This is a genomic window from Shewanella sp. 1180_01, assembly GCF_052850535.1.
The window spans coordinates 25,006-32,091 of sequence record NZ_VXCT01000059.1; the positions used below are offsets into that span (position 1 = coordinate 25,006).

Below are 7,086 nucleotides of genomic sequence, written 5' to 3' on the forward strand. Positions count from 1 at the left end.
AACGTCGGTGTTAGAACACCAGTGGCGCCAATACGACCAGCCAAGTTAATCCACACAGTGCAAGACTCATAAACACGGCAGCCGAGGCAATGTCCTTGGCTTGGCCGCTTAGTGGGTGAATTTCACTGCCAACACGATCGACCACAGCTTCAATCGCCGAGTTTAAAAGCTCAACAATCAACACAATAAACAGTGTAAAAATCAGCAACAAACGTTCAATCGTGCTGATATCAACCCACAAAGCCACGGGTAACATGATGATGGCTAACATTAATTCCTGTCTAAAAGCGGCTTCGTGGACCCAAGCGGCCTTTAAGCCCTTCATCGAAAATCCCGTTGCTCTGAAAATGCGTTTAATACCGTGATTGTTGGCTGGTTTCATAGTGTTTCCAATAGACATTAGCGACAATGCGCTGAGGTGTTGCTCATTCAAATAGGTTTGATAAAACCAACTGTTGTGGATTTTAACATTTGACTGAGTTAATAAATTTGGCCGCAGTATAGCCCGAGATGAAAAGCGCATAAACAATTAACTGAGTAAAATCGTCATCAACATTCGTTGTTAACTTAGGCGCTTAGTGACTTTCGACGGTTTTTTAGTGCAACTTGAGCTATGCGTTCTAAGCTTGATGAAGGATATATTGCCAGAGTGAGCAAGGGAATGACTCATATCAGCCCGTTACAAGATTTAACATTTCATCGTTTTATCCGCTTTCGGTTTTTCAAACAACGTCTGCTCTTACTCAGTCTGCTGATATTCGGTTGTTTAGTCCCAGTGACCTATGCACAAACCTCACTACCTTCGATACAGTTGGCAACCGAGTTTGATGCCCAGCAAGAGATTGATATTCACGACTTTTTGATTAGCGAAAAACTCGACGGGGTGCGAGGTTACTGGAATGGTCAGGCACTATTGACTCGGCAAGGTAATCTTATTGCTGCTCCAACTTGGTTTATCGCGAATTTTCCGAATTATCCCCTCGATGGTGAATTATGGCTTGGGCGAGGCCAGTTTGAGGTTATGTCGAGCATAGTTCGACAAACCTCAGCCAAGGATGATGACTGGCGCAAAGTGCGATTTATGGTGTTCGATGTTCCCAAGGCGGGTGGCGACTTTCAGCATCGCTATCAATTTGCGTTGACCGAATTAAGCGATAAATCGCATTATCTTGAAGTTATAGCGCAGTTCCAAGTGGACAGTCTTGAAGCTCTGTATCAAAAACTTGATAGCTTAGTTGCTAAAGGCGCTGAAGGATTAATGCTGCATCGCAGCTCCGCGACGTATGTTAGTGGCCGCAATCCTAATTTGATGAAATTAAAACCCTATTATGATGCTGAAGCGACAGTGATCGGCCATATACCAGGGAAAGGTCAATTTGCAGGGCAAATGGGGGCAATAAGAGTGCAAACCCCAGACGGCCGGATTTTCAACATAGGCACAGGTTTTAATCTCGCAGAGCGCCAACATCCTCCCGCTGTAGGTGCAATCATCACCTATAAATATCTAGGTCTTACTGTAAATGGCTTACCCAGATTTGCCAGTTTCCTGCGGGTACGCGTCGATTTAGATGAGAGTAATAAAGTCATTTCATCGCAAGAAGGAAACTAGCGGTTCTGATGAACTACATTTCGAGCCATTTTCTGAAGTTTGCAGTGCGGGTTTTGCTAGTGATTAAAATATCAACAAACCCTTTTAGATAGAGAGCTAAAGTTTCTTTGGTGTAATTTTCAAATTTAATAATGCTATTAATATTAATAATATCGGCGCGATTAACCCGAAAAAAAACGTTAGGATCTAACTGTGCTTCTAGTTCACTTAAATTAGTTTCAGATAAAATATGAAATTGTCCCTGATCATCACCTGCGAGAATAGTGCCATTGGCTGCTCGGAAACAGTAGACATTCTCAATGTTGAGTACTTGATTCGAGCCTTGTTGTTTAATAATTATTCTTTGTTTAAAGTTTGTTGAACTGACGTCACTGTGAGTCAATACGGTGCGAAACAGTGCTTGATAGTTAGTAACGGCTTGGCTAAATCGTTTAAATGAAAAAGGCTTAAGTAAATACTCAATACCTTGGTGTAGAAACGCATTTGTCCAAAACTCATTATAAGAGGTTGTAAAAATAACAGGGCAGGGCAAATCTAATTGTTCAAGTGCGCTAAAGACTTGCCCATCGCTCAGTTCGATATCGCAAAAGAGCAGATCAACTTCAATTGTTTGAGAGAAAAAGTCGAGTACGTCCTTAATGCTGGTGAGCGGAGAGTAGACGTTAGCATCTGGCCAATGTCTTTTTATATAGCCCATGAGTTTGGCGGCTGCAAGGGCTTCATCTTCAATGATAGCGATGTTCATCGCGTGCACTCCGTAGCTAAAAATATGTCATCCTTATGGTTAGCTTGCATAGGGATGCTTAGACTAAAGGTATTGCTGTCTTGCTCAATGTTGATGCTTTTGCCAAATAATAACTGACATCGTTCTTTTAAGTTATGTAGACCGATATGTAAACTATTAGGATGTTTGTTTTGATACTTATCTTGCCGATTGTTACTAATAATCAAGTAATCATCTTGCAAGTTGATATTAATCACAATGGGCTGATGTTGATGTGCTTGATTATGCTTAACTACATTTTCTAGTGCTAATTGCAACGCGCCTGAGATAATTAGAAACGCTGTGGAATTTTGAGTTAAATTTATCTTTAGCACATAGGCATTAGGAAAGCGCTTATTTAATAACGTCATGTATGTCACTGCAAATTCAAGCTCTTTTCCTAGGCTGACAAATTGGCTCTTGTTAGTCTCTAACATATGTCGATATAGACTACAAAATTCATCTAGGAAATCATCTGCTTCATCAGGATCTTGTTGGATTAACGCTGATAATACGTTTAGATTATTGAATAAAAAATGTGGATCTAGTTGTTGCTGTAGTGCACTTATTTGACTCTTTGCGAGTAAGTTTTGTGTTTGACTGTGAGCTAAATGCTGTTTTTGTGCTTCATTGAAAAATAGAAAACTCATCAGCGCGCCACCAATAAGTAAATGTAATAGAAAACTCAGCAGCATAGTCAATAATCCATGGCGATAATCCAGCGGATTTAAGCCAATGAACCATTCTAATCCAAGAACTAAGCCTGTGTTCGTTAAAATAAAGATTGCACTGCTGTTGAGATACACTTTTATTAGACTATTGCTGCTTGTGAGCTTTAGTGCGCTACTGTGTTGGTAACATTTAAAGGTAATGTATTGGGCTAGAAAACACTGCAAGGCAAGCCAAAACGGGCCGTCAGGATGGTAATTGAGCGGCTCGTTGGCAGTGTTTTGTATGACGGCTGTGTACAATACTACTAAATGTGATAGTCCTAAAACGGCAAGGATGTTCAATAGTTTAATAGTATGTTTATGCATGATTTTATTAATTATTCTTATTATCAGGTAAAGTTTGAATTATCTTACCTGTAGAATCTAAAAACTCAAGCTTAGCGACACCTGTCTTATCAACCACCATGCGGATCCTCGTTTGACCTTGCTTGTCGCTCAGTTTCAACATGGAGTCGCCATTTAAGGTGCCATAAAAAGCTCTATCGTTGGCGCTTAATTTCCCTTGTTTTTCTAAAGACTCTAATTGTGATTTTGCTTGAATATCGCCGTTTTTTGCCGCTTTCTCAAGAGCGATTTGTTCCGCCAAAGGAAGATCGGATCTGTCGATAATACGCATGCCTGTCACCATATAATCACCATCTTCAATATGTTGTAATGTCATGGTTTGGTCTTGATTATATCTGTCAAAAGACATGTGAACTCCATGACTTACTTTGCCATCTTTCTTTTTCCCCATGAAAATAAGCCCACCGTTCTCTGTTCCTTCATCGTTATAAAAAATCATTCCAGGCCTTGAACCTACATCAACAAATTCCTTGCCTTTATACATACCTTGGGGAGAGTATTCTGAATTGGCAATAACAATTCTTGCTAGACCATTGGCTTCTAGCACTTTAAGGCTTTTTACCGTGATATGCTCAAAATCGACCGTTTTTGGCATACCAATTAGATTATTTACCGTCAAAGCGGTTAAGCCAAGTGCGAGCACAATATTGATTATTTTTTGTTTTTTTAATTTAGTCTCGATTGTTTTCATCAGTCGTCCTTAATTAGCGCTGTGCTATTAATTTAATGCGTTAGAATTGTTGTGTTGATGGGATAAGCATAAGTGTTGAGATCGCTACACTCGACATAGAAACCATAAAGGGCGGAAAAAGTCCGATAGGCAGCTGAAATAACAGAATGAAGGGATGAATAAGTGATAAAAACAGTGTTTAAAGCCATCGACCTAACGATTAAATAGTCTTTTTTGTGAGTGTTTGAGTGAAGAAAATGATGAGACAGCAAAACGTGCAACGCATATTAATGGTGTGTATGGGCAATATCTGCTTGAAATTTAACTCATTGTAATTGTTAGATAAAAACCTCTCTCCAAAATCTCTCCAAAATTCCTCTCCAAAACGCTGTGTGATTTCTGGTGCTAAATCACTAGCTCTATCCACATCTGGCCACGTATATCATGATATGCAGCAGTGGTTCGCGGGTCTTTGTGACCAAGTAAGATTTGAGTGTCGATTCCCTGACCGCTATAGAGTCTTTCTGAAAGTGACCGTAATTCGTGAAAGGTCGTGGTCGATGGACCAAGCTCATCGCGGCATTCAGAAAAGCGTTTGGTAATGGTATCAACAAACACTTGCCCACCTATGGTTGCACCTCTAATACCGTGTTGATGGTGGATCAGGTATTTAGATACACAGCGGCTACGGCACGATAAAACAACGTTGCCAATGCTCAAATCTAACGCCTCAAGTTTAAGTCCCAGCGGCAGCTTGAGCATCGTTGAGGTCTTCTGCTGAAACACATGCAACCATTCGCCTTCAACGTAGGAGTAGGGCGGCTTCGAACGATTTCCTGTTTTCCAATTTTGATACAGTTTTTCCCAATCGTTGCCCTTTTTAAATTGCATGTTAGCGATATCAACGCGGCGCTGCCCAGTCACCAATGCGAGCAGAATGGTATTTTTAACCCACGGCTCTTTGGTTTCGGCAACCGCGAGGATTTGTTTCACGGCCTCTAGTTCAAGCCGATCCCGAACGACGTTTACCCGTGGGGATTTGGTCGCCGATGCGGGATTAAATCCACCGGTGATTTCTCCCGCTTGAGCGGCTTCTTTGAAAATATCAATCAGTACTGATCTCACCGCCTGCGCAGTTCTTTCTTTTCCTTGCGCTCTTAAAGACTGCATCAGCTCGTAACAGTCTTTGGTTGATATGTCTTTGAGGGGAATATTGCCCATCGCTTTTATAGCAATAGTCGCCTGAGACTTACGGGTTTTAAACGTGTTGAGTCTGATCTCGCCGTTATTTAATCTATCGCCCTGGATAGCAATATATTTTTCAACCCACTTTTTAAAGGCAATGCCATGTTGTGCCACACGTTCCGGCCTAGCGTTATAGTTATCGATAAATGCACTTGCAAGTTGTTGAGCAATTAACAGATTTAATGCGCTTGCTCGTTCCTTTGCGATGGTTCTATCTTTACCTAGCCCTCTAAAGGCCCCATTGCGGGGATCTCGGTACTGGTAATAAACTTCACCATTGCGAGCATCTTGCCGGCAATAAAGGTTTTCTACACCTAGGTCGAACTTACGTGGTCTAGCCGCCATTGAGGATTCTCCTGATAACAGGATCGCTTATATCACTGACCACAACCTGAGTCGGGTCTACATAAATTGCATTGGATTTAACCGCCCAGCGTCTACCTAGCTTAATTGGTCTTGGGACAATGGACCCTGACTTTGCCCAAGCCTGCAAAGTCGCTTTTGATACAGAGAAGGCGATATGCATTTTCGCCCAATCTTCAAGGGTAATATATTGCTCGATCATATCGGACTCCTGATTAAGTCAGCGCCAGCATTGTTGCAGTGTTCATCATCGTGCCTTACCTGCTTTAAACAGCCTTCATCCTCATCTTCTTGCCATTCACCAGAGTCGATTAATGCTTTGGTGCATTGACTGCAAATCTGATGGGTACTGCCGCAATGTTCGACAAAGGTTGGTCTATGCGCTTCACAGAAATAACCCTCGCAGCTGATCTCATCTTCGCCATGCATACCGCCACACGCATAGGCAAGGCCGCGGTCGATTTGTTTGTGGCAACCCGGATGATCACAGGTTGCTTCGAAGGCATAACCAATGGGTCTGCCGTTACTATCTTCACCACAATTTGACCAGCTCATTGCTTACCATCCTCAATGTAACGATGAAAATCATCCTCGCCACACGTTGCAAACTCTTTTTCGCAATGTGCCCATGAACAGACAAATTCGTTTTCGCATAGATCTGATGCGTAAATCGTATTTTCACCGCCACAGTGTGGACATGAAACTATTAGCCCTGCAGGCTTTGCCATCTTCTTCATTGTTTACCACCATTTGTAACGCTTTTTTCTTGGCCGCAAATTTTTAGAAGCTCGTTCGCATCAGTTATTGCACTATCGATTCCTAGGCACTGTGGATAGTCATTACTTAGTACTAATAGGTTTGGCAGTGCTTGTGTAGATATGAAGGTTTTGAGCTTATCCACCTGCATCGCCAGCTGGCCGCGCTCAGCTGTTAGAGTGTCAATTTCTTGCGCTGCCTCAGCCGCAAGAGCCTTTTCACCATGACGAGATAAGTCGTCTTGATCTGTAGCGAACTGCTTTAGCCGTTCCGATAGTGAAAGCTGCTTCATGCCGCTTCCTTATCCTTAGGTGCGAAGAACAGTGCGACGGGGCCATCTTCGGTGTCGTGAATACTCAGCAAGAATGAGCCGGCCTTGTCGCAAACGGGTTGCCAATCGCTGATATCGTTGTCGCCCTCGTCAAAGTAACGCTCGATGAGGTTTTCAGGCGCATCGAGTTCAAACCAAATCGCCACAAACTCGCCGCCTTGGCGTGCAGCCCATGCTTCACACTCTGCGCGGGTCACACCTTCATCCCACTCGGGCAAATCGGGATGGGTCCAATAACCTTCTTCACGTTCTACTGTTGCTGCTTGTATCGGG

General features: G+C 42.6%; 10 protein-coding genes. 1 reads left to right on the plus strand and 9 read right to left on the minus strand.

Going from position 1 to position 7,086, the window contains the following annotated elements; translation table 11 throughout:
- Window positions 1-10: 10 nt before the first annotated feature.
- Window positions 11-382, minus strand: a complete 372-nt coding sequence (locus tag FW758_RS20910; protein ID WP_006081347.1) for a diacylglycerol kinase — start codon at window positions 380-382, stop codon at window positions 11-13.
- 279 nt (window positions 383-661) lie between these two features.
- On the opposite strand from FW758_RS20910, the gene FW758_RS20915 reads away from it, so the two are divergent.
- Window positions 662-1,609: a DNA ligase gene (locus FW758_RS20915; RefSeq protein ID WP_446446407.1), complete on the plus strand. Its 948-nt coding sequence runs from the start codon at window positions 662-664 to the stop codon at window positions 1,607-1,609.
- A gap of 13 nt (window positions 1,610-1,622) precedes the next feature.
- Here FW758_RS20915 and FW758_RS20920 read toward each other — a convergent pair whose 3' ends face one another.
- The 8 genes from FW758_RS20920 to FW758_RS20955 all read right to left on the minus strand — a co-directional run.
- Complete coding sequence (locus tag FW758_RS20920; RefSeq protein WP_446446408.1) at window positions 1,623-2,354, minus strand: LytR/AlgR family response regulator transcription factor; 732 nt, start codon at window positions 2,352-2,354, stop codon at window positions 1,623-1,625.
- Entirely contained in the window at window positions 2,351-3,409 is a 1,059-nt protein-coding gene (locus tag FW758_RS20925; RefSeq protein WP_259559749.1) for a sensor histidine kinase, read from the minus strand. Before FW758_RS20925 ends, FW758_RS20920 begins: the two co-directional genes overlap by 4 nt.
- Before the next feature lie 7 nt (window positions 3,410-3,416).
- Complete coding sequence (locus FW758_RS20930; protein WP_259559748.1) at window positions 3,417-4,139, minus strand: hypothetical protein; 723 nt, start codon at window positions 4,137-4,139, stop codon at window positions 3,417-3,419.
- 384 nt (window positions 4,140-4,523) lie between these two features.
- Window positions 4,524-5,708, minus strand: a complete 1,185-nt coding sequence (locus tag FW758_RS20935; protein ID WP_012088951.1) for a phage integrase Arm DNA-binding domain-containing protein — start codon at window positions 5,706-5,708, stop codon at window positions 4,524-4,526.
- On the minus strand, window positions 5,698-5,928 hold the full coding sequence (locus FW758_RS20940) for an excisionase (protein ID WP_012088952.1): 231 nt from the start codon (window positions 5,926-5,928) through the stop codon (window positions 5,698-5,700). Before FW758_RS20940 ends, FW758_RS20935 begins: the two co-directional genes overlap by 11 nt.
- Window positions 5,925-6,281 carry a hypothetical protein gene (locus FW758_RS20945; protein WP_028760256.1) on the minus strand — a complete coding sequence of 119 codons (357 nt, stop codon included), beginning with the start codon at window positions 6,279-6,281 and terminating at the stop codon, window positions 5,925-5,927. The genes FW758_RS20940 and FW758_RS20945 overlap by 4 nt, the downstream gene beginning before the upstream one ends.
- A 178-nt stretch (window positions 6,282-6,459) precedes the next feature.
- The gene (locus FW758_RS20950) at window positions 6,460-6,774 is read right to left on the minus strand and encodes a hypothetical protein (protein ID WP_446446409.1); all 315 of its coding nucleotides are present in this window, start codon (window positions 6,772-6,774) and stop codon (window positions 6,460-6,462) included.
- A partial coding sequence (locus tag FW758_RS20955; protein ID WP_446446410.1) for a hypothetical protein occupies window positions 6,771-7,086 on the minus strand: 316 nt, incomplete at its 5' end. The genes FW758_RS20950 and FW758_RS20955, both read right to left, overlap by 4 nt.

Coding starts and splice junctions, on each gene's coding strand:
- FW758_RS20910 (WP_006081347.1), bottom strand. CDS start 382: ATGAAACCAGCCAACAATCACGGTATTAAACGCATTTTCAGAGCAACG.
- FW758_RS20915 (WP_446446407.1), top strand. CDS start 662: ATGACTCATATCAGCCCGTTACAAGATTTAACATTTCATCGTTTTATC.
- FW758_RS20920 (WP_446446408.1), bottom strand. CDS start 2,354: ATGAACATCGCTATCATTGAAGATGAAGCCCTTGCAGCCGCCAAACTC.
- FW758_RS20925 (WP_259559749.1), bottom strand. CDS start 3,409: ATGCATAAACATACTATTAAACTATTGAACATCCTTGCCGTTTTAGGA.
- FW758_RS20930 (WP_259559748.1), bottom strand. CDS start 4,139: ATGAAAACAATCGAGACTAAATTAAAAAAACAAAAAATAATCAATATT.
- FW758_RS20935 (WP_012088951.1), bottom strand. CDS start 5,708: ATGGCGGCTAGACCACGTAAGTTCGACCTAGGTGTAGAAAACCTTTAT.
- FW758_RS20940 (WP_012088952.1), bottom strand. CDS start 5,928: ATGATCGAGCAATATATTACCCTTGAAGATTGGGCGAAAATGCATATC.
- FW758_RS20945 (WP_028760256.1), bottom strand. CDS start 6,281: ATGAGCTGGTCAAATTGTGGTGAAGATAGTAACGGCAGACCCATTGGT.
- FW758_RS20950 (WP_446446409.1), bottom strand. CDS start 6,774: ATGAAGCAGCTTTCACTATCGGAACGGCTAAAGCAGTTCGCTACAGAT.